This window comes from Enterobacter sp. WI-ESBL-E8 (assembly GCF_053364895.1).
Genome location: NZ_JBRWXJ010000001.1, coordinates 3,036,243 through 3,061,145, shown reverse-complemented (window position 1 = coordinate 3,061,145; position 24,903 = coordinate 3,036,243). Strand labels below are relative to the sequence as shown.

Here is a 24,903-nt window from a genome sequence, read left to right as displayed (position 1 = left end):
CCCTCACACTTTGGCCACAATTGGGCGCCCAAGCAGCCCCTGGGGACGGAAAATCAGGATCATCACCAGCAGCCCAAACGAGAAGACATCCTTATAGTCGGAGTTCACCATGCCCGAGAACTGCGCTTCCGCCACGCCGAGGATAAGGCCGCCGAGCATTGCGCCGGGCAGAGAACCGATGCCGCCCAGTACCGCCGCCGTAAAAGCTTTTATGCCGATCACAAACCCGACGTAGAAATCAAAGGTGCCGTAATTCATGGTGATCAGCACACCCGCCAGGCCGGCCATCGCCGCGCCGATGACAAAGACCAGCGAGATGATCCGGTCGGTGTTAATGCCCAGAATGGAGGCCATTTTTCGGTCCTGCTGCACCGCGCGGCACATCCGCCCCAGCCGGGTATGGTTGATTATCCAGGTGAGCACCAGCATGCCGGCAAACGAGGCGAGCAGAATAAACACTTTGGTGTAGGTTATCTGAACGAACCCGTCGCCCAGATGCAGACGAATAACGCCGTCCAGCATGGTTGGCACCCCCTGCTGGCGCGGGCCCTGGCTCAGCTGCGCGTAGTTTTGCAGGATAAGCGACATCCCGATGGCGGAGATAAGCGGCGCCAGGCGCGTGGAGTTTCGCAGCGGCTTGTAGGCGATACGCTCGATGGTCCAGCCGTACACCCCGGTTACCACAATGGTGAATACCAGCGTCCCGAGGATCAGCAGCGGGAACGACTGCAGGCCGAAGAAAGAGAGCAGCGCCAGGCCAATGGCGCAGAGATAGGCGGAAATCATATACACTTCGCCGTGGGCGAAATTAATCATGCCGATAATGCCGTACACCATGGTGTAGCCGATGGCGATCAGGCCGTAGACGGAGCCCAGCGTTAAGCCATTAATTAACTGTTGCAGGAAGAATGTACTCATTTTAGCGCGCTCGTTTTATAGGCTGCGCGAGCCGCGCAGCCTGATGTTTATTACGCGCCGGCAGGCAGGCCCGCCGACGTTGAGCGTGACTCCGTCCCGTTACTGCACTTCCTTATATTTTCCTTTGTCGTCCCACTGGTAAACCACATAGTCAGAGACCTTCAGGTCGCCTTTGCTGTCCCAGGCTTTTTTGCCCATTACCGTGTCGACGGAGTTGGCTTTCAGCCACTCGCTGGCTTTGGCTGAATCCTTGCCGCCGGTGGCCTTGAAGGCCGCTGCAATCGCCTGTACGGAAGCATAGGAGTAGAGGGTGTAACCTTCCGGCTCGAATTTACCGGCGCGGAATTTCTCGATAACCGCTTTACCGTCCGGGATCAGGCGCGGATCTTTACCGAAGGTCATGTAAATGCCGTTGGTGTACTGCGGGCCGCCCGCGGCGGTGACCATCTCTTCGTTGACGATACAGTCCCCGGAGAAGAATTTCGCCTGTACGCCCTGTTCACGCATCTGTCGAACCAGCGGGCCGGCTTCAGGGTGACACCCGCCGAAGAACACCACGTCCGGTTTTTGTGCGCCAATTTTGGTGACCAGCGCGTTGAAATCTTTTTCACCGCGCGAGAGACCCTCGTACATCACATCCTGAACCCCGCGTTTCGCCAGCGCCGCTTTGGTGGCGTCAGCCAGGCCTTGTCCATAGGTGTCTTTATCGTGAATGATGACCACGCGTTTGGCTTTCAGCTTGTCGATGATGAAGTCGCTGGCAACCTGTCCCTGCTGGTCATCGCGGCCGCACATGCGGAACATGTCGCTCATGCCGCGTTCGGTAATCAGCGGGTTGGTCGAGCCGGGGGTGATGGCGATGATCCCCGCATCGCTGTAAACCTCGGAGGCGGGCATCGTGGAAGAGGAGCAGAAATGGCCGACCACGGCGTTGACTTTATCCTGGTCAACTAAACGGTTGGCGACGGCCACGGCCTGCTTAGGCTCGCAGGCGTCATCGCCCTGAACCAGTTTGATCTTCTCACCGTTAATGCCGCCGGCAGCGTTAATGTCTTCAGCGGCCTGCGTTGCGCCGTGCCAGTACTGATCGCCATAGGTGGCATTAGGACCCGTGAACGGCCCGGCCACGCCAATCACAATATCGGCCCTGGCGGAAAACGCCGTCACCAGGCAGCCGGCCAACACGAGAGAAAGAGGAGTTCTGATAAATTTCAGCGACATTATTATGTTCCTTAGCAAAGAGGTTTTTGCACCACGGCGTAAACCCAAACGCCCGACGGCGCAGCCAATCCAAAACGTGAACAAGAACAAAATGCACTAAACGAACAAGATACAGACGGCATCCTGCATATTACGGCGAGGTTTCCCTGCGCAGCATCGCGCGAAGAACAGCAAGCAAAAACGTTGCCAGAATGGTTAACCCATTGACGGGCCTGTGACCTGTTTGAGTATAGAGCGCCGCGTTATGCCGCCCTGCGGGAGGAGAAGAAATTACAGCGGAGATCACATATCGTTAACAATAAAGCCCATAAGTTGTGCAAAGGTCACGATTTGCACGTTTTTGCAGCAATAAAGACCTAAACTTCCGCCCGTAGAGGCGGGAGATATGTGTTAGGATCGTTTCCTTTTTATCAGGAGTGTCAGCGATGACTGAAGGCCCATTAAATGAAAGCGAAATGGCGTGGCTTGAAGAGACGTTAATGTCTTACGGTCATGATGATGCGTCCGTTATTGACGTGTCCGAGCTGGACGGCATGCTCACCGCAGTGCTTTCCGGCCCCGTTGTCGTTGAGCCAGATGCCTGGCTGGTGGCGGTATGGGGTGGCGAGAAATACATTCCACGCTGGAAAAACGATCGTGAGATGAACCGTTTTATCGATCTCTGCTTTAAGCACATGAACGATATTGCCGAGCGCCTGAGCGAATATCCGGATCAGTTTGAACCGATGTTTGGATATAACGACGTAGACGATGAAAGCTATACCGTTGTGGAAGAGTGGTGCTACGGCTACATGCGCGGCGTGGCGTTGACGGACTGGTCAGCCTTGCCGGAAGCGCTGAAGGCCGATCTTGATGTGATTGCGCTGCACGGTACGGAAGATAACAGCGAAAAGCTGGATGAACTGTCCGAAGAGGAGTATATCGCCAGCATCGAGAGCATCCAGCCTGCGGCACTGCGTTTATATCAATACTGGGTCAACAACCCGCAGCAGCCGGAAGTGAAGAAACCGACGGTGAACGGCACCAAGGTTGGGCGTAACGATCCGTGTCCTTGCGGCAGCGGGAAGAAGTTTAAGAGCTGCTGTTTGCACTGATAAAAAAGGGGCTGATGATAGCCCCTTTTTTATTTAACCCACTTCCGGCAGCATTCCCGCTGCAATCAACACCTGCACCAGAATAATCACCACTCCACAGGCAAACACAATGCACAGCAGCGGTTTTCCCCCCGCCACGCGGTATCCCTGCTGCGGATGCTGCTGGCGGCTCTTCCATGCCAGCAAGGAAGGGAGGAGCAGAGCAAGGACCGACAGCGCCACCCCTGCGTATCCCAGGGCCATCACAAACCCGCGCGGATAAAACAGTGCGAATGCCAGCGGCGGCAGGAAGGTGATTGCCCCGGTCTGTAAGCGTCCTGCGGCGGTATTGCGACGCTGGAACAGATCGGCCAGGTAATCGAACAGGCCAAGCGCCACGCCCAGGAACGAGGTCGCCAGCGCCAGGTCGGCAAACAGGTGTACCGCCAGCTCAACGTGCGGGGAGGTGACGACCTCGCGCAGGGCCAGCAGAAAACCGTTCAGGCCAGCGTGCTGTGCCATCAGCCCAATAAAGGTTGAAGAGTCAATGCTGCCCAGCGTGACCAGCTGCCAGAAAATATAGGCGATCAGCGGGATCGCGCTGCCGATAACAAAGACGCGGCGCAGCTTGCGAATATCGCCGTTCATATAGCTGACGATGCTCGGCACGCTGCCGTGGAAGCCAAACGAGGTGAAGATGACCGGGATGGCGGAAAGCGCCAGCCCTTTTTCCAGCGGCAGCGTTAGCAGGTTGACCTTGTGCACGTGCGGCGCCAGCAGGACCAGCATGACAATCAGGAACAGAATTTTGGCGCTGAACAGAAAACGGTTAAACAGATCGACAAGCGATGTTCCCACGCAGACCACGCCGCCGCCGATGAGCGCAAAGAAGATAGCCCCCGTCGCAGGGGTAATGTCAGAGCCGAACCAGTCATTAACGCTGGAGGCGATCAATTCCCCGGCGCCGCTGATGTAGGCGGCGGTCAGGGCATACATCAGGAACATCATGCTAAAGCCGGTTATCCACTGGCCGTAACGTCCCAGGTAGCGCGCCGCAAGTGAACCCAGGCCGGTGTCGGCGGGCACGTGCTGGTAAACCTCAAGCAGCAGCAGGGCGGTGTAACACATCAAGGCCCAGAGCGTACCCAGCAGCAGCAGGGTCATGCCAAATCCCACGCCTGCGGCCGCCAGGGGCATTGCCAGCATTCCTGCGCCAATTGTCGTTCCGGCGACGATAAAAATACTTCCCAGGGTTCTGTTTTTCACGCTTTCCTCTACAACGACTCTACATCGCGACAAAATCTGCGGCGCAGAGTAAGGGAAAAGCGGCAATTCGTCAAACCACCGTTACAAGGGGTGTAATGTAAGGTTTACGCATTGCGCTGCCGCCAGTCCGACGTGGGGCGAAGGTCAGGCGTGACGTAAACAAGGCGTTCAGGGAAAAATGCGGGTTTTGATGCGGGGGGAAGGTAAATTAACGCGGTGCCGGAAACCAGCACCGCATTGATATTAATTCTGCGTGTCGAGAGTGGAAAGTTCTTTATCAATAAAGTAAAGACCTTCGCCTGATTTACCGACCAGAGATAATTTATCCAGAACGGATTTAAACAGCTTCTCTTCTTCGTGCTGTTCTGCGACGTACCACTGCAGGAAATTAAAGGTTGGATAATCCTGGCTGGTCATAGCGGCATGAACCAGTTCGTTAATTTTCTGCGTGATCAGCTGCTCGTGCTCGTAGGTGGCGCGGAACAGTTCATCGAGAGAATTATATTCAGCAAAAGGGGATGTCACGGTTTCAATGCGCGGCAGGCTGCCCGTATCTGTCAGATAATCAAACAGACGCTGCATGTGGGTCATCTCTTCCTGAGCGTGACGACGCAGAAACGCGGCTGCGCCTTCGAAGCTGTGGTAGCTGCACCAGGCGCTCATCTGCTGGTAGAGGAGAGACGAAAAAAGCTCAAGGTTCATTTGTGCGTTGAGCTTGTCGATCATTTCAGTTTTCAGCATGGTGGCGCTCCGGTTTATTATTTCTGGTTCACAATGAGCGACACTATAATTTGTTATTTAATTATTTGCAAAACGTAAAATATTTATTTCTTTATTTAAAATACGAATGGGAATAAAACGCATTGGCGATATTTATATATATTAATGAGAATTGTTTTTGTTCGTAATAAATATACCCTAAATAATTCAGGTTGCATGCAGGCGGCAAGGGAGTGAATCCCCGGGAGCTTACATAAGTAAGTGACCGGGGTGAACGAGTGCAGCCAACGCACAGGCAACGTGAAGTATGACGGGTATAAAGTGCCAGCAAGCGCTGGCAGCCTCGATCAATACCACGGATTATTTGACTTAGGGTTAACGGCGTACCCCATACATTTATACTGGATGGTCACGCTCTCGTTCAGACACAACGCGCCGCTGGTCAGGGTGCAGGTTTTAATGGGCTGACCATAGGCTGATGCTGTGGCATACCCCATACTCTGACACGCTTTTGCCGCCGTTCCGTTATTCACATACTCATCGGAATACGCATTTTGCAGCACTGCCTGGCCGTAGTCGAGGCGGACGATGCCGTTCGGCGCGTCGAGGCTGCTGACTTCAGCCTGGCGGTTAATACTGCATCCTGCGAGCAGCAGGAGCATGCCGGCTACAATGACTCTTTTCATGGTTCGCTCTGAGTGGATGGAAATACGATATCGTACCCGCAGATGCCCGCTGCAATGCCTGGAATAGCCGGACATTCTGCCCTCACTCTTTGCAACGGGTCAGAGATGAACGCTTTCAGGCTACACCCTGAGAAAAATTGTGATGAATGTCACAAAAATATTGATTTTTGTGATAGTGGTCATATTATAGGCACGTTGATAATAAAGTTGTATAACAAGTTAATGGAGCCTCATCGTGAAACTGCGCAAAATCCTGAAAAGCATGTGGGCCAATTACTGCCGCACGTTCAAAGACGTGCCGCCGGGCGCCATGTTCTGATAAAAAAACCTGCTTCGGCAGGTTTTTTTGTCTCTGCAGACGACGAAGGGGAGATGAAAGGGGCTGCGTTTTGCTACTATGGCCGCCTTTAAATAAGGAGAACGCCCCATGTCACAAAACCTGAGCGCCGATCAGGAGCTGGTGTCTGACGTTGTTGCATGCCAGCTGGTTATCAAACAAATCCTTGATGTTCTGGACGTGATTGCGCCGGTTGAAGTGCGCGAGAAGATGTCTACGCAGCTGAAAAACATCGATTTCGCCAGCCATCCTGCTGCCGCTGACCCGGTTACGCTTCGTGCGATCCAGAAAGCCATCGCGCTGATTGAGCTGCGATTCACGCCGCAGGGTGAGTCCCACTAACGCGGGAAATGGGCGACGGCACGTGTCGCCCGTTGATGCCGCTAAAAGAACGTCTGGACCAGCAGGTAGCTCGCCGCGCACGCGCAGCTTACCCCAATCAGCCCCGGCAAAATAAAGCTGTGGTTGATGATAAATTTGCCGATGCGGGTGGTGCCTGAACGGTCAAAGCCGATGCAGGCCAAATCGCTCGGATAGGTCGGCAGGACAAAATAGCCGTATGAGGCCGGGAAAAAGGCGATCAGCATTTTCGGATCGATACCCAGCATAAGGCCCATCGGCGCAACGGCCGTCAGCGCAGCCGCCTGGCTGTTCACCAGTTTAGACACCAGAAACAGGACAATCGCATACGTCCACGGGTGGCTTTTCACCACGCCTTCCAGCGCCAGCTTTAGCTCGTCGAGATGCGCCTGGAAAAAGGTATCGCTCATCCACGCCACGCCGAACACCGAGAAGATCGCGACCATTCCAGCCTTGAATACCGCGCCGTTAGAAATCGCGGACGCATTGACCCTGCAGGCCATCAGCATCACGGCGCCCGCAATCAGCATCATCATCTGGATGACAAGGTTCATCGACAGCGCCGTCATTTTGCCTTTCAGTTCAAAGGCGGGGCGCAGTTCAGGAAATGCCCCCAGCAGAACGACCACGGCAATACCGGCAAAGAAAATCCACGTGGACCAGTAGGCCTGTTTTGGGAAGCGTTGATCCATTAACGTCTCCGTTCCGCCATAGATAAACTCGCGCTGCTTTGGATCTTTCAGCTTTTCCTGAAACTCTGTGTCGTCAGCCAGGTCTTTTCCGCGGCGCAAGCTCCACAGGGCCGCAATGGCCACGCCGAACAGTGAAGCGGGAACCGACACGGCGAGTATTTCAAGTATCCCCCACGCGTGACCGATCCCATGCTGGGCCGCCAGGATGGAGACCAGCGACACGACGGCAACGGAAACGGGGGAGGCCGTAATCGCCATCTGCGATGCCACCGATGCCACGGCCATTGGGCGCTCCGGGCGGATCCCTTTTTTCAGCGCGATATCTGCAATGATGGGGAACATGGTGTACACCACGTGCCCTGTCCCGCACAGGAAGGTCAGCATCCAGGTGGTGAACGGGGCGAGCAGGGTGATGTGCTGCGGGTGTTTGCGCAGCAGACGTTCGGCAAACTGCATCATGACGTTGAGGCCGCCCGCCGTTTGCAGGGTAGCCGCGCAGCCAATCACCGCGAGAATAGTCAGCATAACGTCGACCGGCGGCTTGCCTGGCTGCAGGCCAAAGACAAAACATAAAATAAAAAGACCAATACCGCTTATTAACCCAAGCCCCATCCCGCCGAAACGTGTACCCGTCAGCAGGCAGAGGAGAATGACAACAAACTCAATGGTGATCATGATGCTCCCTCGTCAATGATTATGTAATTAAATAAATCATTACACGTTGTAGGGTTAATCATTGGGAGCAAGATCTGATTTGTTAAATTTCAGCAAAAGCAGGAGGTTGGAGATAGGAAAGGGAGTCCAGCCTCCGGTGGGCTGAGGGATCCCCATAAAATAATGCCTGCTCAGACGGCCCCCTCGCCCTTGAGGGAGAGGGCTGGGGTGAGGGGGAACATACGGCTCTGGTGGTCATTCCGTTCACTTTATGTTCGTTGCTACTCTGTAACGACATGACCTGTGAACGTGCCAGGGTGGCTCAATCGCCACCACCCTGGCGACCCGGGCTTCCGGCGGTAAATCGCCGCTTCGCGGTGCCCTCAGCTTATTCCTTCAGGCTATCGGGTCGGGCATGAGCCTGCATCCCTGCAGGCCACGCCCTCTCGGCGCATCCCTGCGCCTCGCCCCGGCCCTACGGAAACGCTTCGGCGATTTACAGCCGGTCCAGGTCATCGCTGTAAGTTATTCACTTGCCTGATACAAAGTTCATCGCTTCAGATTAATAAATTTCTGGGAAACCCTCAGCCCGGTTGGAGCAGATTAAAAACTCAGTGGTGTTGCACCGCCACAATGTCGAGCAGATGACGGTCGGTTTGCTCAGGGCATAAACCCGCCTGCTGCGCATGATGAATCTCATCCGCCAGCGTCTTCAGCAGCATGCCGTCCTGCTGCTGCTCTTTGTCCATATCACGTAAGAACGTGAGGGTGGTCATGTCCTGCTGCGCTCTGGCTTCATCGGCCAGTTTGCTGAGCGTGCTGCAGCGTTGTTCATACTCTTCAAGCGTTTTCTGGAACAGCTCTTCCAGAGAGGAGTAGCTTTCATTAATTCCATCAAGGGCTTTAACGACAGGATTTGCTCCTGAGGCCTTAAGGAAGTTAAAGACGCGCATCATGTGAGTGACGTTACTTTGCGCCTGAGAGCGAAAGAATGTGGCAGAGCCCGTAAGGCTATTCTCGGCGCACCATGCGCTTAAGTGAAGGTGCAGATTCGAGGCGTAGAACTCAAGGTTCATCTGCGCGTTAAGTTTTTGCATCATCGTTTGGGTAGCCATACTCATATCCTTATTGACTGTGGGACGTGATGTCCGTTGCTTAACCTGAGCACCAGGCAAATGCGAAGAAAAAGGCAGAAATACAATTCCTGCAGTGACCTAAGTCGACCGAAATACACTTCCTGTGTTCGATATAAATAAGCATACCCTTGTCTGTGGTCTAAGAAAACTCTTAATTAGGCTGTGTTTACCATACATTACAAAGTTTAATATAGTACAGAAATGCAATTAGCTCGCCATGAATTAAGTATTTCTTAATTCTTTGATAACTAATGTTTTTCATTGGGTGTGTATATTGTTACTCTTTCAGAATTATTTAGGTGGAATAATCCTCGGTGAAAAAGAGAAATACGCATTTATTAATTTGAATATATGATGTTTTAGTAAATTTGCGCTAAATCAATTTCTGCGAAATAACGGTTTTTCAGGTTCGTTATGCTTTCGTGATGAAACACCTGCTCAATGCTTTTTAGGAATGGGTGCCATTTTGCCCGCCGCAGGGCATCAGGGATTTCTTAGCTAATCTTATGGATAATTCTGCTTAACCTCTTTTTATTTGTCAGACAAATCCTGCCTTTTTTATGTCATTTTTCGCTGAATTTATGTACGCAATTACTGTAATTCTGCGGTGTGATGGGGCTCTCTTATGGATGATTAATTTCCCGCTAAAACTATCACCAGCAATAACGCTTATGACGAGGTAAGCGCTAATACCTTGTTTTAAGTCCGATTAAATTAGAAGCACGCAAATATTCCCTACAGAAAAGAATGCTAAAGCTGGAGTTTACCATGCACAAATTTACTAAAGCGCTGGCGGCCATCGGTCTGGCTGCCGTTATGTCACAATCCGCTATCGCTGAGAATTTAAAACTCGGTTTTTTGGTAAAACAGCCCGAAGAACCCTGGTTCCAGACCGAGTGGAAATTCGCTGATAAAGCCGGGAAAGATTTAGGTTTTGAAGTGATTAAAATCGCCGTGCCTGACGGTGAGAAAACCCTGAACGCCATCGACAGCCTGGCGGCCAGCGGTGCGAAAGGTTTCGTTATCTGTACTCCGGATCCAAAGCTCGGTTCGGCCATCGCGGCGAAAGCCCGCGGTTACGACATGAAAGTCATTGCCGTTGACGATCAGTTCGTGAACGCCAAAGGCAAGCCAATGGACAGCGTTCCGCTGGTGATGATGGCGGCGACCAAAATCGGCGAACGCCAGGGCCAGGAACTCTATAAAGAGATGCAAAAGCGCGGCTGGGATGTCAAAGAAACTGCGGTTATGGCCATCACCGCGGATGAGCTGGACACCGCACGCCGTCGTACTACCGGTTCAATGGACGCGCTGAAAGCGGCCGGCTTCCCGGAAAAACAGATCTACAAAGTCCCAACCAAGTCTAACGATATCCCGGGCGCTTTTGACGCCGCAAACTCCATGCTGGTTCAGCATCCGGAGGTGAAACACTGGCTGGTGGTCGGCATGAACGACAACACCGTGCTGGGCGGAGTACGCGCGACGGAAGGCCAGGGCTTCAAAGCGCCTGACGTCATCGGGATCGGCATCAACGGCGTTGACGCCGTCAGCGAGCTGTCCAAAGCGCAGGCCACTGGCTTCTACGGCTCTCTGCTGCCAAGCCCGGACGTTCACGGCTACAAATCCAGCGAGATGCTCTACAACTGGGTGACCAAAGGGGCGGAACCGCCGAAATTTACCGAAGTGACCGACGTGGTGCTGATCACCCGCGACAACTTCAAAGAGGAGCTGGCGAAAAAAGGACTGGGCGGTAAGTAATACGCTGTGATTGTGCCCCTCACGCATCGTGAGGGGCCAGACGTACACACTACAGGAATCACGGAGACGTTATGCGACAGTCTGATCCGTATCTCTCTTTTCGCGGCATCGGGAAAACCTTCCCCGGTGTTAACGCGCTGACCGATATCAGCTTCGACTGCTATGCCGGCCAGGTTCACGCCCTGATGGGGGAAAACGGTGCGGGAAAATCCACGCTGTTAAAAATCCTCAGCGGCAACTACGCGCCCACGACCGGCACGCTCGCTATTCGCGGCGAAGAGATGGCCTTTGCCGATACCACGGCGGCGCTCAATGCCGGGGTAGCCATTATCTATCAGGAGCTGCACCTTATCCCTGAGATGACCGTGGCGGAAAACATCTATTTAGGGCAGCTTCCGCACAAAGGCGGCGTGGTGAATCGTTCGCTACTTAATTATGAAGCGGGGCTGCAGCTAAAACACCTGGGTCTGGACGTCGATCCCCAGACGCCGCTGAAATATCTCTCCATCGGCCAGTGGCAGATGGTTGAAATTGCCAAGGCGCTGGCGCGTAACGCCAGAGTGATTGCCTTCGATGAGCCCACCAGTTCGCTCTCCGCGCGTGAAATCGACAATCTGTTCCGCGTGATCCGCGAGCTGCGTCAGGAAGGCCGTACGATTTTGTATGTATCACACCGTATGGAAGAGATATTTGCCCTGAGCGACGCCATCACCGTGTTTAAAGATGGCCGCTATGTGCGCACCTTTACCGACATGACGCAGGTTAACCACGACCAGCTTGTTCAGGCGATGGTCGGGCGCGAGCTCGGTGATATTTATCACTGGCAGCCGCGGGCGTACGGGCCAGAACGCCTGCGTCTGGACAGCGTCAAAGCGCCGGGCGTACGTACGCCTGTGTCGTTATCCGTGCGCAGCGGCGAAATTGTCGGACTGTTTGGCCTGGTGGGCGCGGGACGCAGCGAATTAATGAAAGGCCTGTTCGGCGGTACCCGCATTACCGAGGGGCAGGTCTCCATTGACGGCGAGCGGGTAGATATCCAGAAACCGGCCCACGCGATCAGGGCGGGGATGATGCTCTGCCCGGAAGACCGGAAAGCCGAGGGGATCATTCCGGTGCACTCGGTGCGCGACAACATCAATATTTCCGCCCGCCGCAAGTTTATTCATGCAGGCTGCCTGATAAACGATAGCTGGGAGTCGAGCAACGCCGACCACCATATTCGTTCACTGAATATCAAAACGCCGGGACCGGAACAGCTGATCATGAATCTTTCCGGCGGCAACCAGCAGAAGGCCATTTTGGGCCGCTGGCTGTCAGAGGATATGAAGGTCATTTTGCTGGACGAGCCGACGCGCGGCATTGATGTGGGGGCAAAACACGAGATTTATAACGTGATCTACGAGCTGGCAAAACGCGGCGTAGCGGTGCTCTTCGCCTCCAGCGATCTGCCGGAGGTGCTTGGCGTGGCCGACCGCATTGTGGTGATGCGTGAAGGTGAAATTGCCGGTGAATTGCTTCATGAACAGGCGAATGAACAACAGGCGTTGAATCTCGCCATGCCTAAAGTCAGCCAGGCTGTCGCCTGAGTAAGGAGTTAATGATGTCCTCTGTTACTACATCCGGAGTGCCGAAGTCGAAGTCGGCGTTGAGTTTTGGGCGTATCTGGGATCAGTACGGCATGCTGGTGGTCTTTGCCGCACTCTTCCTCGCCTGTGCGATCTTTGTCCCGAATTTTGCCACCTTCATTAATATGAAGGGGCTGGGGTTGGCCATTTCCATGTCCGGGATGGTGGCCTGCGGAATGCTGTTCTGCCTGGCCTCCGGCGATTTTGACCTGTCGGTGGCGTCGGTAATTGCCTGCGCGGGCGTCACGACGGCAGTGGTGATCAATATGACCGAGAGCCTGTGGATTGGCGTCCTGGCCGGTCTGTTACTCGGCGTCATCAGCGGTCTGGTGAACGGTTTTGTTATCGCTCGCCTGAAGATTAACGCCCTGATCACCACGCTTGCGACGATGCAAATCGTCCGCGGGCTGGCCTATATCATCTCCGACGGTAAAGCGGTGGGGATTGAAGACGAGCGCTTCTTTACCCTGGGTTACGCCAACTGGCTGGGCCTGCCTGCGCCTATCTGGCTGACCGTGGCCTGCCTGATCCTGTTCGGCTTCCTGCTGAACCGGACCACCTTTGGCCGCAACACGCTGGCGATTGGCGGTAATGAAGAGGCCGCTCGTCTGGCCGGCGTGCCGGTCGTGCGAACCAAGATTATTATCTTTGTGCTCTCAGGACTGGTTTCTGCCGCCGCGGGGATTATTCTGGCTTCGCGTATGACCAGCGGCCAGCCAATGACCTCCATCGGTTATGAGCTGATTGTCATTTCGGCCTGCGTTTTAGGGGGCGTTTCCCTCAAGGGCGGCATCGGAAAAATCTCATATGTGGTGGCCGGTATCCTGATTTTAGGGACGGTAGAGAACGCCATGAACCTGCTGAATATTTCGCCGTTCTCTCAGTACGTGGTTCGCGGCCTGATCCTGCTCGCAGCCGTGATTTTCGACCGTTACAAGCAAAAAGCGAAGCGTACGGTTTAACTTTAATCCCTCTCTTTTATTGCTCAACTAATAACCTTAGTTGACCCCTTAACCGCCCCGCCAGTAAAACTGGCGGGGCGGTTGTCAAATGGCGAGCGACGTCACACTGTCTATACTTACATGGCTATGAAAGAGGTAAAGGCGTTTACCTCTCAGTAAACCGTAAGGAGGAATAGGGTGGCTGACTTGTTAACCGCACCGCCTGTACTGCCCGGACACTATGCTTTCTTTTTTGATCTCGACGGCACGCTCGCCGGGATAAAACCGCACCCCGATCAGGTGTCTATTCCGGATGCGGTGTTACAGGATTTGCATCAGCTCTCGCTTATGAATGAGGGAGCACTGGCATTGATATCAGGGCGCTCAATGGCCGAGCTGGACATGCTCGCCAGTCCTTACCACTTTCCGCTGGCCGGTGTACACGGAGCGGAGCGCCGCGACATCCATGATCACACGCATATCGTTTCACTCCCCGACGCACTCACGCAAATGCTGCAGAAGCAGCTCTCTGCTGCGCTGGCCGAACTGCCGGGCACCGAGCTGGAAGCCAAAGGCATGGCCTTTGCGCTGCACTATCGTCAGGCACCACAGCATGAAGAGGCCGTGCTTGCGCTGGCTCAGGCGGTTGCGGATACACACCCACAGCTGGCCTTGCAGCCCGGCAAATGCGTGGTGGAGTTAAAGCCGAAAGGGATTAATAAAGGCGCGGCCATTGCCGCGTTTATGGCGACACCGCCTTTCAAAGGGCGGACGCCCGTTTTCATTGGGGATGACCTGACCGACGAGGCCGGGTTTCGCGTGGTGAATCAGGCCGGAGGGATCGCCGTCAAGGTGGGGCCTGGTGACACCGTAGCCGAATGGCGGCTGGCGGATGTCGCCAGCGTCTGGCAATGGATATCTGACATCGCTAACCAGCAACAACAACAAATAGCGCAAAGCAAAGGGGGAAACCATTATGGGTCGCTTAGTCGTCGTCTCTAACCGAATCGCACCGCCGGATGATAAAAAAGCCAGCGCGGGTGGCCTGGCGGTAGGGGTGTTAGGTGCCTTAAAAGCCGCTGGCGGGCTGTGGTTTGGCTGGAGTGGAGAAATCAGTGAGGAAGAGAAACCGCTCAAAAAAGTGACGCGCGGAAATATTACGTGGGCTTCATTTGCATTGAAAGAGAAAGACTATGACGAGTACTACTCGCAGTTCTCCAATGCCGTCCTGTGGCCCGCATTCCACTATCGTCTTGACCTGGTCAAATTCCAGCGGGAATCGTTCGAAGGCTATTCGCGCGTGAACGCGCTGCTGGCGGATAAACTGCTGCCTTTAATCGAAGAAGACGATATTTTATGGATCCACGATTACCACCTGCTGCCGTTTGCCAGAGAGCTGCGGAAAAGGGGGGTAAATAACCGGATTGGATTCTTCCTGCACATCCCGTTCCCGACGCCGGAAATCTTTACCGCATTGCCGCCGCACGAAGAGCTGCTGGAGGCGCTGTGTGATTACGATTTGCTGGGCTTCCAGACCGAGAATGACCGCCTCGCGTTCCTTGACTCCGTGTCTGGTAAAACGCGTCTGGTCACCAAAGGCGGGAAAACCCATACGGCGTGGGGGAAAACCTTCCACACTGAAGTGTATCCGATAGGCATTGAACCCGACGAAATCGCCGAGCAGGCCTCCGGCCCGCTGCCGCCTAAGCTGGCGCAGCTTAAGAATGAACTCAAGCACGTGAAAAATATCTTCTCGGTAGAGCGTCTTGATTATTCTAAAGGGCTGCCGGAACGCTTCCTGGCGTATGAGACGCTGCTGGATAAATACCCGCAGCATCACGGCAAGATTCGCTATACCCAGATAGCGCCAACGTCGCGCGGTGAGGTTCAGGCCTATCAGGATATTCGCCATCAGCTGGAGACCGAAGCAGGGCGCATCAATGGGCGCTACGGCCAGCTGGGCTGGACGCCGCTCTTTTACCTGAACCAGCACTTTGACCGTAAGATCCTGATGAAGGTCTTCCGCTATGCGGACGTTGGCCTGGTTACGCCGCTGCGTGACGGGATGAACCTGGTCGCGAAAGAGTATGTGGCGGCCCAGGACCCTGCCGATCCGGGCGTTCTGGTGCTTTCCCAGTTTGCCGGTGCCGCGAATGAACTCACGTCGGCGCTTATCGTTAACCCTTACGATCGGGATGACGTGGCTAACGCGCTGAATCGTGCCCTGACAATGCCGCTCACGGAGCGTATTTCCCGTCATGCTGAAATGATGGAAACGATCCGCGAGAACGATATTAATCGCTGGCAGGCGCGCTTTATTGAGGATCTTCGGGATATCGCCCCGCAAAGCCACGAAGGCGATCTGCAAAAAAAGATCGCGACCTTTCCTAAACTAGCCTGATATTCCCCTGGGGGGTTAACGCCCCCCAAGCGGCACTAACAGCACATCAACCTGGCTTGACGCGACAATAGATTTTGCCGCGCAGGCCGCGCGCGATAAAAAGCTGTGGTTATGATTCCCACATATCACTAAATCAATTTGGTGCTTACGACACATATCGAGAATATGGGCGTTGAGTTCTCCCGTCGCAATAACGGTTTCCGAAACCGGATATTGCGCCTTTTCAGCTAACTCTCGCAGAAATTGCTGTGTTTCCTCCTGAAGAACCTCACGAATATCCTCCAGCATCGGGGCTGCCAGCTGATTATACATTTCTGGCTCGGCCGCGAGAGTGATGAGGCTGATGCGGGCATTGTGGGGCCTGGCAATGGAAACGGCCCGGGCAACGAGTTGATGGCTTTCGGGGGAAACTGCAACAGAAACAAGGATATGGGAGTAACTCATGGCGCACTCCTTAGGTGTCTGACAGACAGCGTTTGATCACCATTACCGCGATTTGCCCGGTTCTGCAAGAGCGGATTACGACATTAGTGTGAAGCTTATCATAATTATTCATTAATTATTCTTATAAGAAGAATAACTGAAAAATGCGCCTAAATGAAAAAAATTAACAACTTAACGTAAATCACACAAATTCCCGCTTTCACCATTAAATGATTTTGACACGTAACAAAATCATTTCGAATGATTACGAACTGAAACATCTTTTTTGTGCTACCTGCATAACTATATGTTTTTTCACGGTAAGAAAAATGTTTCCAGGAGAGGTACTTGATGTGAATGTTTCCGCGCATCGCTTAAGACGGCAAAAGCACGTTACGTGCCAGTTCGGATCGCCTTTTCGCATGAGTATTCGTCAACTAAGAATACAAAACAGTGCTGATTGGTTAAATAATAAACAAATTACAAGTCATACTGATGGATTTATGGATGATATTCACTTAAATTGTGTGACGTGGATCACATTTTTTTTAAATTTGAGGATGGCTGGATTGTATGTGGCAAAACTGACGAGTAGAGTTTGCGTCGAATTAGGAAAAATCTTAGTTATTTGTAAGAAATGATAAATCATGTAAGAGACGCGCTCGCGTTTCATCTTTACGTGTTTCAGTGAATACAAACCTAAATTCAACTATGCATTTAGCCTTTTCTTTTTTATACCGGGTGATTTCCCGGCGACATCACGGGGTGCGGTCTTTCCGCATAAAAATAATAGTTGGTTATTCGGGATGGGAACAATGCATACATCCGAGTTGCTAAAACATATCTATGACATCAATTTGTCGTATTTACTGCTCGCGCAGCGTTTAATTAGTCAGGACAAGGCGTCCGCGATGTTTCGTCTGGGTATTAACGAAGAAATGGCAACCATGCTGGGTGGTTTAACCCTCCCGCAGATGGTTAAACTGGCTGAAACGAATCAACTGGTTTGCCAGTTCCGTTTCGACGATTCGCAGACAATAACGCGTCTGACGCAGGACTCCCGTGTTGACGATCTTCAACAGATCCATACCGGAATTCTTCTCTCCACCCGCTTGCTTAACGAAATCAGCCAGCCTGATGACGCAGCCCGTAAGAAAAGGGCCTAGCAATGAGCGAGAAAAGCATTGTTCAGGAAGCGCGTGACATACAGCTGGCCATGGAGCTGATTACGCTGGGTGCTCGTTTACAAATGCTGGAAAGCGAGACTCAGTTGAGCCGTGGCCGTCTCATCAAACTGTATAAAGAGTTACGTGGTAGTCCCCCGCCGAAAGGCATGCTGCCGTTTTCTACCGACTGGTTTATGACGTGGGAGCAGAATATTCACGCTTCCATGTTCTGTAATGCCTGGCAGTATCTTCTCAAAACCGGTTTGTGTAGCGGCGTTGACGCCGTGATCAAAGCGTACAAACTTTACCTTGAACAATGCCCACAGCAGGAAGAAGGTCCTCTGCTGGCGCTGACCCGCGCATGGACGCTGGTGCGTTTTGTTGAGAGCGGAATGCTTGAACTGTCGCGCTGCAACTGTTGCGATGGCAATTTCATCACCCATGCTCACCAGCCTGCAGGCAGCTTCGCCTGTAGTTTATGTCAGCCTCCATCCCGCGCAGTAAAAAGACGTAAACTTTCCCGGGATGCTGCCGATATTATTCCACAACTGCTGGATGAACAGATCGAACAAGCTGTTTAACCCGAACGTGTGGGCAAGATTCCAGCAGCGGTAAGCAATTACCGCTGCTTTTTTTTACCCCACAAACGGTAAACGCTGCGAGCTGGACGTCCTTGCCATAGTCACTAGCGGAAGGATGATGTCGTGCTTATCTTATTAGGTTACCTGGTAGTTCTCGGTACAGTTTTCGGCGGTTACATGATGACCGGCGGGCACCTTGGAGCACTCTATCAACCGGCTGAACTTATTATCATCGGCGGTGCAGGGGTAGGGGCTTTTATCGTTGGCAACAACGGTAAATCGATCAAGGGGACGCTGAAAGCTATTCCACTGCTGTTCCGTCGTTCGAAATACACCAAAAGCATGTATATGGATCTGCTGGCACTGCTCTATCGCCTGATGGCGAAGTCGCGTCAGCAGGGGATGTTCTCTCTTGAACGGGATATTGAAAACCCTAAAGAGAGCGAAATTTTTGCCAGCTATCCGCGCATTCTTGCCGATGCCATGATGCTGGACTTCATCGTCGATTATCTGCGACTGATCATCAGCGGCAACATGAATACCTTCGAAATCGAAGCGCTGATGGACGAAGAGATCGAAACCCACGAAAGCGAATCCGAAGTGCCAGCCAACAGCCTGGCGCTGGTGGGCGATTCCCTCCCGGCATTCGGTATCGTTGCTGCGGTCATGGGGGTGGTTCACGCCCTGGCTTCGGCAGACCGTCCGGCAGCCGAGCTGGGTGCGCTGATTGCCCATGCGATGGTGGGCACCTTCCTCGGTATTTTGCTGGCGTACGGCTTTATCTCTCCGCTGGCAAGCGTGCTGCGCCAGAAGAGCGCGGAAACCACCAAAATGATGCAGTGCGTGAAGATCACGCTGCTCTCTAACCTCAACGGTTACGCGCCACCGATCGCGGTTGAGTTTGGCCGTAAAACGCTTTACTCCAGCGAGCGTCCGTCGTTTATCGAACTTGAAGAACACGTGCGCGCGGTGAAAAACCCAAACCAACAGACGACAACTGAGGACGCATGAAAAACCAGTCCCATCCGATCGTCATCGTAAAAAAACGCAAGCACAAGGGCGGTGGGCATGGCGCTCACGGCTCGTGGAAAATTGCCTACGCCGACTTTATGACCGCAATGATGGCGTTCTTTCTGGTGATGTGGCTGATCTCCATCTCCAGCCCAAAAGAGCTGATCCAGATTGCCGAATATTTCCGAACGCCGCTGGCGACGGCGGTGTCCGGTGGGCCGCGTATCTCTAACAGCGACAGCCCGATCCCCGGTGGGGGCGATGATTACACCCAGCAGAAGGGTGAGGTGAAAAAAGAGCCGAACATCGACGAGCTGAAAAGAAAGATGGAACAGGCGCGCCTGAAGAAACTGCGCGGCGATCTCGATCAGTTGATTGAAGCCGATCCGAAGCTGCGCGCATTGCGCCCGCACCTGAAAATCGATCTGGTGCAGGAAGGGTTACGTATTCAGATTATTGATAGCCAGAACCGCCCGATGTTTAAAACCGGGAGTGCGGAAGTTGAACCGTACATGCGCGATATTCTGCGCGCCATTGCCCCGGTGCTGAACGGCATTCCTAACCGGGTCAGCCTGTCAGGACACACGGATGATTTCCCGTACGCCAGTGGGGAGAAGGGATACAGCAACTGGGAGCTTTCTGCCGATCGTGCCAACGCCTCGCGCCGCGAGCTGGTGGTAGGTGGGCTTGATGATGGCAAGGTACTGCGCGTGGTCGGCATGGCAGCAACCATGCGCGTCTCCGACCGCGGGCCGGATGACGCCATCAACCGTCGTATCAGTCTTTTAGTGCTGAACCAGCAGGCGGAGCAGGCCATCCTGCATGAAAACGCCGAAAGTCAGAATGAGTCACTGGACGATTTAAAACAGCCTGGGGCCGTTCCTTCGGCTGCCGTTCCAACATCGCCACCAGCCAATCCGAGGTGATAGCGTGAGCATGGATATTAGCGATTTTTACCAGACATTCTTTGATGAAGCCGACGAATTGTTGGCCGATATGGAGCAACACTTACTCGATTTGGTGCCCGAAGCACCGGACTCCGAGCAGCTCAATGCCATCTTCCGTGCGGCGCATTCCATTAAGGGCGGGGCCGGAACGTTTGGATTTACCATCCTGCAGGAAACAACCCATTTAATGGAAAACCTGCTTGATGAAGCACGACGCGGTGAGATGCAGCTCAATACCGACATTATCAACCTGTTTTTGGAAACCAAAGATATTATGCAGGAACAGCTCGACGCCTATAAAAGTTCGGCAGAGCCTGACGCCGCCAGCTTTGAATACATCTGCAACGCGCTGCGCCAGCTCGCGCTGGAAGCCAAAGGTGAAGTTGCCGCAGCCGTGGTTCCGGCCGCAAAACTGAGCGTTGTCGATGCGGTTGCCGCGCAGGAGTCAGCCCCTGCCGACGCACCGGCGGGCAAATTGCGCGTTGTGCTGTCACGCCTGAAAGAGAGTGAAGTTAACCTGCTGGAAGACGAGCTGGGTAACCTGGCGACGTTAAGCAACGTGGTCAAAGGCAAAGACAGCCTTGCCGCGACGCTTGATGGCGGTATTGGCCAGGACGATATCGTGGCGGTGCTGTGCTTTGTGATTGAAGCCGACCAGATTGCTTTTGAGACCGAAACCGCCGCGGTTGAAGCCCCGGCGGCTGAGGAAGCGGTGGCGGTCGTCGCTCAGGCTGCGGTACCGGCCGTTGCCCCTGCGGCTCCGGCGTTAAAAGCGGTGCCAAAAGAGGCGGCCGCGCCGGGCCGTGGTGAAAAACCTGCCGCGCGCGCCAGCGAGTCAACCAGCATCCGCGTTGCGGTTGAGAAGGTTGACCAGCTGATTAACCTGGTGGGTGAACTGGTCATCACGCAGTCCATGCTGGCCCAGCGTTCTAACGAACTGGACCCGGTCACCCATGGCGACCTGATTACCAGCATGGGTCAGCTGCAGCGTAATGCCCGCGATCTGCAGGAATCGGTCATGTCCATCCGTATGATGCCGATGGAATATGTCTTCAGCCGCTTCCCGCGCCTGGTTCGCGATCTCGCCAGCAAGCTGAATAAACAGATTGAACTGACCCTGATGGGCAGCTCAACGGAGCTGGATAAGAGCCTGATCGAGCGCATTATCGACCCGTTAACGCACCTGGTGCGTAACAGCCTCGACCACGGTATCGAACTGCCGGAAAACCGCATTGCCGCTGGAAAATCCCCGGTCGGGAATCTGATCCTCTCTGCGGAACACCAGGGCGGGAACATCTGCATCGAAGTGACCGATGACGGCGCGGGCCTTAACCGCGAGCGCATCCTGGCAAAAGCGATTTCGCAGGGGATGGCGGTCAATGAAAACATGACCGACGAAGAAGTGGGCATGCTGATCTTCGCGCCGGGCTTCTCAACCGCAGAGCAGGTGACCGACGTGTCCGGCCGCGGCGTGGGCATGGACGTGGTGAAACGTAACATCCAGGAGATGGGCGGCCACGTTGAGATCAAGTCTAAACAGGGTTCCGGCACTACCATTCGCATCCTGCTGCCGCTGACGCTGGCGATTCTGGACGGCATGTCGGTGAAGGTGGCGGACGAAGTCTTTATCCTGCCGCTGAACGCGGTGATGGAATCCCTGCAGCCGCGTGAGGAAGATCTGCATCCGCTGGCGGGCGGTGAGCGCGTTCTCGAAGTGCGCGGCGAGTACCTGCCGCTGGTGGAGCTGTGGAAAGTGTTCGAGGTGGACGGGGCGAAGACGGAGGCCACGCAGGGTATCGTTGTGATCCTGCAAAGTGCGGGCCGCCGCTACGCGCTGCTGGTCGATCAGCTGATTGGTCAGCACCAGGTTGTTGTGAAGAACCTCGAAAGCAACTACCGCAAAGTGCCGGGTATTTCTGCCGCCACCATTCTGGGTGATGGTAGCGTGGCGCTGATCGTCGACGTGTCGGCGCTTCAGGGATTAAATCGTGAACAACGTGTGGCGTACACAGCCGCCTGATTAAGTAGAAGGTAAAAACATGACCGGTATGAGTAACGTAACGAAACTGGCGGGCGAGCCATCAGGGCAGGAATTCCTGGTATTCACTTTGGGCGATGAGGAGTACGGCATCGATATCCTGAAAGTGCAGGAAATCCGTGGTTATGACCAGGTTACCCGCATCGCCAACACGCCTGCTTTTATTAAAGGCGTCACCAACCTGCGCGGCGTTATTGTGCCTATCGTCGATCTGCGCGTGAAGTTCAGCCAGGGCGACGTTGACTACAACGACAACACCGTGGTGATCGTCCTGAACCTGGGTCAACGCGTGGTGGGTATTGTGGTGGATGGCGTCTCTGACGTGCTTTCTCTGACGTCCGATCAAATCCGTCCTGCACCGGAATTTGCGGTCACGCTGTCGACCGAATATCTGACCGGTCTGGGCGCGCTCGGCGAGCGTATGCTGATTCTGGTGAACATTGAGAAGCTGCTGAACAGCGACGAGATGGCGCTGCTGGATATCGCGGCGAGCCACGTAGCGTAGGTAAATGCAAAACGGCAACCCAGGTTGCCGTTTTTTGTGTTTGCACCCTCTCCCCGTGGGAGAGGGCTGGGGTGAGGGCATCAGGCCTCACCCTTTTTTACATCATAACGCTTACCCGGCCTACGTGTTCGAGCCATTTGTAGGCCGGGTAAGGCGAAGCCGCCACCCGGCTTTTTTACTTACGCTTCCTGCTTCACCAGCTCAGCTTCCGCTTCACGCGCGCCTTCATTTTGCGACAGCATCGCGGTCGCAATCCCGTTCCCCAGCACGTTAATCGCAGAGCGGCCCATATCCAGGAAGTGGTCGATCCCCATCAGCAGCAGAATGCCGGCTACCGGAATGTTAAAGCTCGGGATCGTTGCGGCCAGCACCACCAGCGAGGAGCGCGGTACGCCCGCAATCCCTTTGGAGGCCAGCATCAGGGTCAGCATCAGAACCGTCACCTCAGAGAAGCTCAGGTGAATATTGTACGCCTGCGCGATAAACATCGAGGCGAAAGAGCAGTACACCATCGACCCCACCAGGTTGAAGGAGTAGCCAATCGGCAGAACGAAAGAGGCGATGTTGCGCGAACAGCCAAAACGCTCCAGCTGCTCCAGCGTTTTTGGATAGGCCGCTTCTGAACTGCTGGTGGTAAACGCCACCAGTACCGGGTCTTTCAGCATGCTGACCAGGCGAAACACCTCTTTTTTCAACACCATGTAACCCACGGCCAGCAGCACCATGCAGGTGAGAACAATGGCAACGTAGTAGCCGCCAATAAAGGAGGCATAGTTCAGCAGAATGCCGAGACCCTGAGTGGCAATCACGGACGAAATCGCCGCGAAAATGGCCAGCGGCGCAACGTACATTACGTAACCCGTCACCTTCAGCATGATATGGGAAACCACGTCCAGCGCGGCTACCAGCGGTGCGTTGAATTTCTGACCCAGCGATGCGCCGCCGATGCCAAAGAACATCGAGAACACCACAATCTGCAGGATCTCATTGTTCGACATCGCCCCTGCGATGCTGGTTGGAATGGTGTGGGACAGGAACGCTTTCAGCGTCATGCCCCCAACGGCCAGACCGGTATCGACCGCCTCGGTTGGGATTGTCAGGTTCAGACCGCTGCCCGGGTGCTCCAGGGTGACGATAAACAGGCCGACCAGAATCGAGAGCACGGAAGAGCTGATAAACCACACCATCGCTTTGCCCCCCACGCGGCCAATGGTGGAGGTTTCGCCCAGCTTCATGATGCCGACGGTGAGCGTGCTGAAGACCAGTGGTGCAATGACCATTTTGATCAGACGAAGGAAAATATCGGTCAGAAGGGTAATATTATCCGACCAGGCTTTGATGGCATCCGCAGATGCATACTCATGAATTGCTGCCCCTGAAAGAATACCCGCCAGCATGAATATCACGATGAAGAGTGTGAGTTTGTTTGCACTTGCCACGAAAAAAGACCCTCTATGCGCTTCGGTTGCCACTCGCATCGATACATATAAATTTTTTATTACGATGCGGGAAATTATTCGGCACATAAATTGACGCAAAGTGTAGGGGGTTACAACTCCTTTTTAATTTTTATTAATTTTGTTGTTTATACGTCGACGATATATTGTGATCGCGATCACACTTCAATGGATATATTCTCTGCGTATACAATAAAATCCCTGGCTGAATGCATTTAACCTTCTGTTATCTATATAAAAATTGAGTCAATAAGACATATTCCTTATACATCATGGGGCAGGTGGTCGAAGCGATATCCGTAAACTAAATTCTCAATAACCCCCTCAGAGGAATGTTAAGCGGGGCTAACATCTTGAACGGCCGAAATAAAATGTGGCAAGGGAACGGCGACGTCTTCTGGAGGGTGGCAAAATGAAAAGAATACTTCTTGTGATCTGCACAGGAACTTTACTGACGGCGACAACAGCCCCGCAGGCGCTGGCCGTCACCAGCAGCGGCACTATCGGCGCGACGCTGACGCTGACCAACGGTTGTCTGATAAACGGATCGCCCACGCAAAACGGCATTAACTTCGGGACGCTTAATTTCGGCACCCATCCCGCCACGTTTTCCACCCTGACCACGCAGTTAACCGGTGCCAGCGGCGGAAACACCTTCACTATTCAATGTACGACCGCCAGCTATACGGTGGCGATTACCGGCAACACCAACTCCACGGCACCCGGTACCGTTGTCGGCACGCCGGGAACGCCAGCACGTTATCTGATCAACACCGCCAATGCGGCACAGGGCGTGGCATACAGCCTTTACAGCGACAGCGGGTTTAACAACGTTGTTGCCAACAATGCCGCGTTGCCTGTCGCGTCTACGGCGGGAGGCGTCGATAGTTACACGCTCTACGGACGTATTACCGGCGGCGGTAACAGCGTAGCGGTCGTACCGGGAACCTACACCGACACGATAAACGTCAGCGTAACCTATTAGTC

24 protein-coding genes are annotated in these 24,903 nt (G+C 53.9%); 15 read left to right on the top strand and 9 right to left on the bottom strand.

Annotation, left to right across the window (positions count from 1 at the left end; all coding sequences use genetic code 11):
- Window positions 1–3 precede the first annotated feature (3 nt).
- Together ACWHWP_RS14565 and ACWHWP_RS14560 are read right to left on the bottom strand one after the other, a co-directional pair.
- A complete protein-coding gene (locus ACWHWP_RS14565) occupies window positions 4–918 on the bottom strand; it encodes an ABC transporter permease subunit (RefSeq protein WP_047345968.1) in 915 nt (304 codons plus the stop codon).
- A 99-nt stretch (window positions 919–1,017) separates the two neighbouring features.
- Complete coding sequence (locus ACWHWP_RS14560) at window positions 1,018–2,139, bottom strand: branched-chain amino acid ABC transporter substrate-binding protein (RefSeq protein ID WP_023312277.1); 1,122 nt, start codon at window positions 2,137–2,139, stop codon at window positions 1,018–1,020.
- A 425-nt stretch (window positions 2,140–2,564) separates the two neighbouring features.
- Between ACWHWP_RS14560 and ACWHWP_RS14555 the strand changes: the two genes are divergently transcribed.
- Entirely contained in the window at window positions 2,565–3,233 is a 669-nt protein-coding gene (locus ACWHWP_RS14555; RefSeq protein WP_447855888.1) for a YecA/YgfB family protein, read from the top strand.
- A 33-nt stretch (window positions 3,234–3,266) separates the two neighbouring features.
- Here ACWHWP_RS14555 and tyrP read toward each other — a convergent pair whose 3' ends face one another.
- The 3 genes from tyrP to yecR form a co-directional block, all read right to left on the bottom strand.
- A complete protein-coding gene (gene tyrP, locus ACWHWP_RS14550) occupies window positions 3,267–4,478 on the bottom strand; it encodes a tyrosine transporter TyrP (RefSeq protein ID WP_063431877.1) in 1,212 nt (403 codons plus the stop codon).
- Window positions 4,479–4,721: 243 nt separating this feature from the next.
- The gene (gene ftnA / locus ACWHWP_RS14545; protein ID WP_023336146.1) at window positions 4,722–5,219 is read right to left on the bottom strand and encodes a non-heme ferritin; all 498 of its coding nucleotides are present in this window, start codon (window positions 5,217–5,219) and stop codon (window positions 4,722–4,724) included.
- Between the two features lie 326 nt (window positions 5,220–5,545).
- A complete protein-coding gene (yecR, locus tag ACWHWP_RS14540; RefSeq protein ID WP_447855887.1) occupies window positions 5,546–5,884 on the bottom strand; it encodes a YecR family lipoprotein in 339 nt (112 codons plus the stop codon).
- A gap of 235 nt (window positions 5,885–6,119) precedes the next feature.
- On the opposite strand from yecR, the gene azuC reads away from it, so the two are divergent.
- Window positions 6,120–6,203, top strand: a complete 84-nt coding sequence (azuC, locus tag ACWHWP_RS14535) for a stress response protein AzuC (RefSeq protein ID WP_014884364.1) — start codon at window positions 6,120–6,122, stop codon at window positions 6,201–6,203.
- Between the two features lie 108 nt (window positions 6,204–6,311).
- On the top strand, window positions 6,312–6,563 hold the full coding sequence (locus tag ACWHWP_RS14530; RefSeq protein ID WP_008500405.1) for a DUF2766 family protein: 252 nt from the start codon (window positions 6,312–6,314) through the stop codon (window positions 6,561–6,563).
- Between the two features lie 41 nt (window positions 6,564–6,604).
- On the opposite strand, the gene ACWHWP_RS14525 is transcribed toward ACWHWP_RS14530, so the two are convergent.
- Both ACWHWP_RS14525 and ACWHWP_RS14520 read right to left on the bottom strand, forming a co-directional pair.
- Window positions 6,605–7,948, bottom strand: a complete 1,344-nt coding sequence (locus ACWHWP_RS14525; protein ID WP_059312430.1) for an anaerobic C4-dicarboxylate transporter — start codon at window positions 7,946–7,948, stop codon at window positions 6,605–6,607.
- Between the two features lie 590 nt (window positions 7,949–8,538).
- On the bottom strand, window positions 8,539–9,042 hold the full coding sequence (locus ACWHWP_RS14520) for a non-heme ferritin-like protein (protein ID WP_059312719.1): 504 nt from the start codon (window positions 9,040–9,042) through the stop codon (window positions 8,539–8,541).
- A gap of 789 nt (window positions 9,043–9,831) precedes the next feature.
- Between ACWHWP_RS14520 and araF the strand changes: the two genes are divergently transcribed.
- The 5 genes from araF to otsA all read left to right on the top strand — a co-directional run bounded on the left by araF (window position 9,832) and on the right by otsA (window position 15,788).
- The gene (gene araF / locus ACWHWP_RS14515) at window positions 9,832–10,821 is read left to right on the top strand and encodes an arabinose ABC transporter substrate-binding protein AraF (RefSeq protein ID WP_008500409.1); all 990 of its coding nucleotides are present in this window, start codon (window positions 9,832–9,834) and stop codon (window positions 10,819–10,821) included.
- A gap of 71 nt (window positions 10,822–10,892) precedes the next feature.
- Window positions 10,893–12,407: an L-arabinose ABC transporter ATP-binding protein AraG gene (gene araG, locus ACWHWP_RS14510; protein WP_447855886.1), complete on the top strand. Its 1,515-nt coding sequence runs from the start codon at window positions 10,893–10,895 to the stop codon at window positions 12,405–12,407.
- Between the two features lie 14 nt (window positions 12,408–12,421).
- Window positions 12,422–13,408, top strand: coding sequence for an L-arabinose ABC transporter permease AraH (gene araH, locus ACWHWP_RS14505; RefSeq protein ID WP_023336141.1), 987 nt, complete (start codon window positions 12,422–12,424; stop codon window positions 13,406–13,408).
- A gap of 177 nt (window positions 13,409–13,585) precedes the next feature.
- Window positions 13,586–14,389: a trehalose-phosphatase gene (gene otsB, locus ACWHWP_RS14500; RefSeq protein ID WP_447855885.1), complete on the top strand. Its 804-nt coding sequence runs from the start codon at window positions 13,586–13,588 to the stop codon at window positions 14,387–14,389.
- Entirely contained in the window at window positions 14,364–15,788 is a 1,425-nt protein-coding gene (otsA, locus tag ACWHWP_RS14495; RefSeq protein WP_447855884.1) for an alpha,alpha-trehalose-phosphate synthase, read from the top strand. Before otsB ends, otsA begins: the two co-directional genes overlap by 26 nt.
- A 15-nt stretch (window positions 15,789–15,803) precedes the next feature.
- Here the strand turns inward: otsA and uspC are convergent, their stop codons facing one another.
- Window positions 15,804–16,232: a universal stress protein UspC gene (gene uspC / locus ACWHWP_RS14490; RefSeq protein WP_447855883.1), complete on the bottom strand. Its 429-nt coding sequence runs from the start codon at window positions 16,230–16,232 to the stop codon at window positions 15,804–15,806.
- Window positions 16,233–17,026: 794 nt separating this feature from the next.
- Here uspC and flhD point away from each other — a divergent pair.
- The 6 genes from flhD to cheW all read left to right on the top strand — a co-directional run bounded on the left by flhD (window position 17,027) and on the right by cheW (window position 22,459).
- Entirely contained in the window at window positions 17,027–17,377 is a 351-nt protein-coding gene (gene flhD / locus ACWHWP_RS14485; RefSeq protein WP_023336137.1) for a flagellar transcriptional regulator FlhD, read from the top strand.
- A 2-nt stretch (window positions 17,378–17,379) separates the two neighbouring features.
- On the top strand, window positions 17,380–17,958 hold the full coding sequence (flhC, locus tag ACWHWP_RS14480) for a flagellar transcriptional regulator FlhC (protein ID WP_013096051.1): 579 nt from the start codon (window positions 17,380–17,382) through the stop codon (window positions 17,956–17,958).
- 123 nt (window positions 17,959–18,081) lie between these two features.
- Window positions 18,082–18,969 carry a flagellar motor stator protein MotA gene (motA, locus tag ACWHWP_RS14475; protein ID WP_008500417.1) on the top strand — a complete coding sequence of 296 codons (888 nt, stop codon included), beginning with the start codon at window positions 18,082–18,084 and terminating at the stop codon, window positions 18,967–18,969.
- Window positions 18,966–19,895 (top strand): flagellar motor protein MotB, encoded by a 930-nt coding sequence (gene motB, locus ACWHWP_RS14470; protein ID WP_047345957.1) that lies wholly within the window; start codon window positions 18,966–18,968, stop codon window positions 19,893–19,895. The genes motA and motB overlap by 4 nt, the downstream gene beginning before the upstream one ends.
- 4 nt (window positions 19,896–19,899) lie before the next feature.
- On the top strand, window positions 19,900–21,936 hold the full coding sequence (gene cheA / locus ACWHWP_RS14465; RefSeq protein ID WP_059312724.1) for a chemotaxis protein CheA: 2,037 nt from the start codon (window positions 19,900–19,902) through the stop codon (window positions 21,934–21,936).
- 19 nt (window positions 21,937–21,955) lie between these two features.
- Window positions 21,956–22,459: a chemotaxis protein CheW gene (gene cheW / locus ACWHWP_RS14460; RefSeq protein WP_008500420.1), complete on the top strand. Its 504-nt coding sequence runs from the start codon at window positions 21,956–21,958 to the stop codon at window positions 22,457–22,459.
- A 179-nt stretch (window positions 22,460–22,638) separates the two neighbouring features.
- Here the strand turns inward: cheW and ACWHWP_RS14455 are convergent, their stop codons facing one another.
- Window positions 22,639–23,898: a dicarboxylate/amino acid:cation symporter gene (locus ACWHWP_RS14455; protein WP_063957579.1), complete on the bottom strand. Its 1,260-nt coding sequence runs from the start codon at window positions 23,896–23,898 to the stop codon at window positions 22,639–22,641.
- Window positions 23,899–24,328: 430 nt separating this feature from the next.
- Here ACWHWP_RS14455 and ACWHWP_RS14450 point away from each other — a divergent pair, with 430 nt between their 5' ends.
- Window positions 24,329–24,901 carry a spore coat protein U domain-containing protein gene (locus ACWHWP_RS14450; protein ID WP_047345954.1) on the top strand — a complete coding sequence of 191 codons (573 nt, stop codon included), beginning with the start codon at window positions 24,329–24,331 and terminating at the stop codon, window positions 24,899–24,901.
- The last annotated feature ends 2 nt before the right edge of the window (window positions 24,902–24,903 follow it).

Coding starts and splice junctions, on each gene's coding strand:
- ACWHWP_RS14565 (WP_047345968.1), bottom strand. CDS start 918: ATGAGTACATTCTTCCTGCAACAGTTAATTAATGGCTTAACGCTGGGC.
- ACWHWP_RS14560 (WP_023312277.1), bottom strand. CDS start 2,139: ATGTCGCTGAAATTTATCAGAACTCCTCTTTCTCTCGTGTTGGCCGGC.
- ACWHWP_RS14555 (WP_447855888.1), top strand. CDS start 2,565: ATGACTGAAGGCCCATTAAATGAAAGCGAAATGGCGTGGCTTGAAGAG.
- ftnA (WP_023336146.1), bottom strand. CDS start 5,219: ATGCTGAAAACTGAAATGATCGACAAGCTCAACGCACAAATGAACCTT.
- yecR (WP_447855887.1), bottom strand. CDS start 5,884: ATGAAAAGAGTCATTGTAGCCGGCATGCTCCTGCTGCTCGCAGGATGC.
- ACWHWP_RS14530 (WP_008500405.1), top strand. CDS start 6,312: ATGTCACAAAACCTGAGCGCCGATCAGGAGCTGGTGTCTGACGTTGTT.
- ACWHWP_RS14525 (WP_059312430.1), bottom strand. CDS start 7,948: ATGATCACCATTGAGTTTGTTGTCATTCTCCTCTGCCTGCTGACGGGT.
- ACWHWP_RS14520 (WP_059312719.1), bottom strand. CDS start 9,042: ATGGCTACCCAAACGATGATGCAAAAACTTAACGCGCAGATGAACCTT.
- araF (WP_008500409.1), top strand. CDS start 9,832: ATGCACAAATTTACTAAAGCGCTGGCGGCCATCGGTCTGGCTGCCGTT.
- araG (WP_447855886.1), top strand. CDS start 10,893: ATGCGACAGTCTGATCCGTATCTCTCTTTTCGCGGCATCGGGAAAACC.
- araH (WP_023336141.1), top strand. CDS start 12,422: ATGTCCTCTGTTACTACATCCGGAGTGCCGAAGTCGAAGTCGGCGTTG.
- otsA (WP_447855884.1), top strand. CDS start 14,364: ATGGGTCGCTTAGTCGTCGTCTCTAACCGAATCGCACCGCCGGATGAT.
- uspC (WP_447855883.1), bottom strand. CDS start 16,232: ATGAGTTACTCCCATATCCTTGTTTCTGTTGCAGTTTCCCCCGAAAGC.
- flhD (WP_023336137.1), top strand. CDS start 17,027: ATGCATACATCCGAGTTGCTAAAACATATCTATGACATCAATTTGTCG.
- flhC (WP_013096051.1), top strand. CDS start 17,380: ATGAGCGAGAAAAGCATTGTTCAGGAAGCGCGTGACATACAGCTGGCC.
- motB (WP_047345957.1), top strand. CDS start 18,966: ATGAAAAACCAGTCCCATCCGATCGTCATCGTAAAAAAACGCAAGCAC.
- cheW (WP_008500420.1), top strand. CDS start 21,956: ATGACCGGTATGAGTAACGTAACGAAACTGGCGGGCGAGCCATCAGGG.
- ACWHWP_RS14450 (WP_047345954.1), top strand. CDS start 24,329: ATGAAAAGAATACTTCTTGTGATCTGCACAGGAACTTTACTGACGGCG.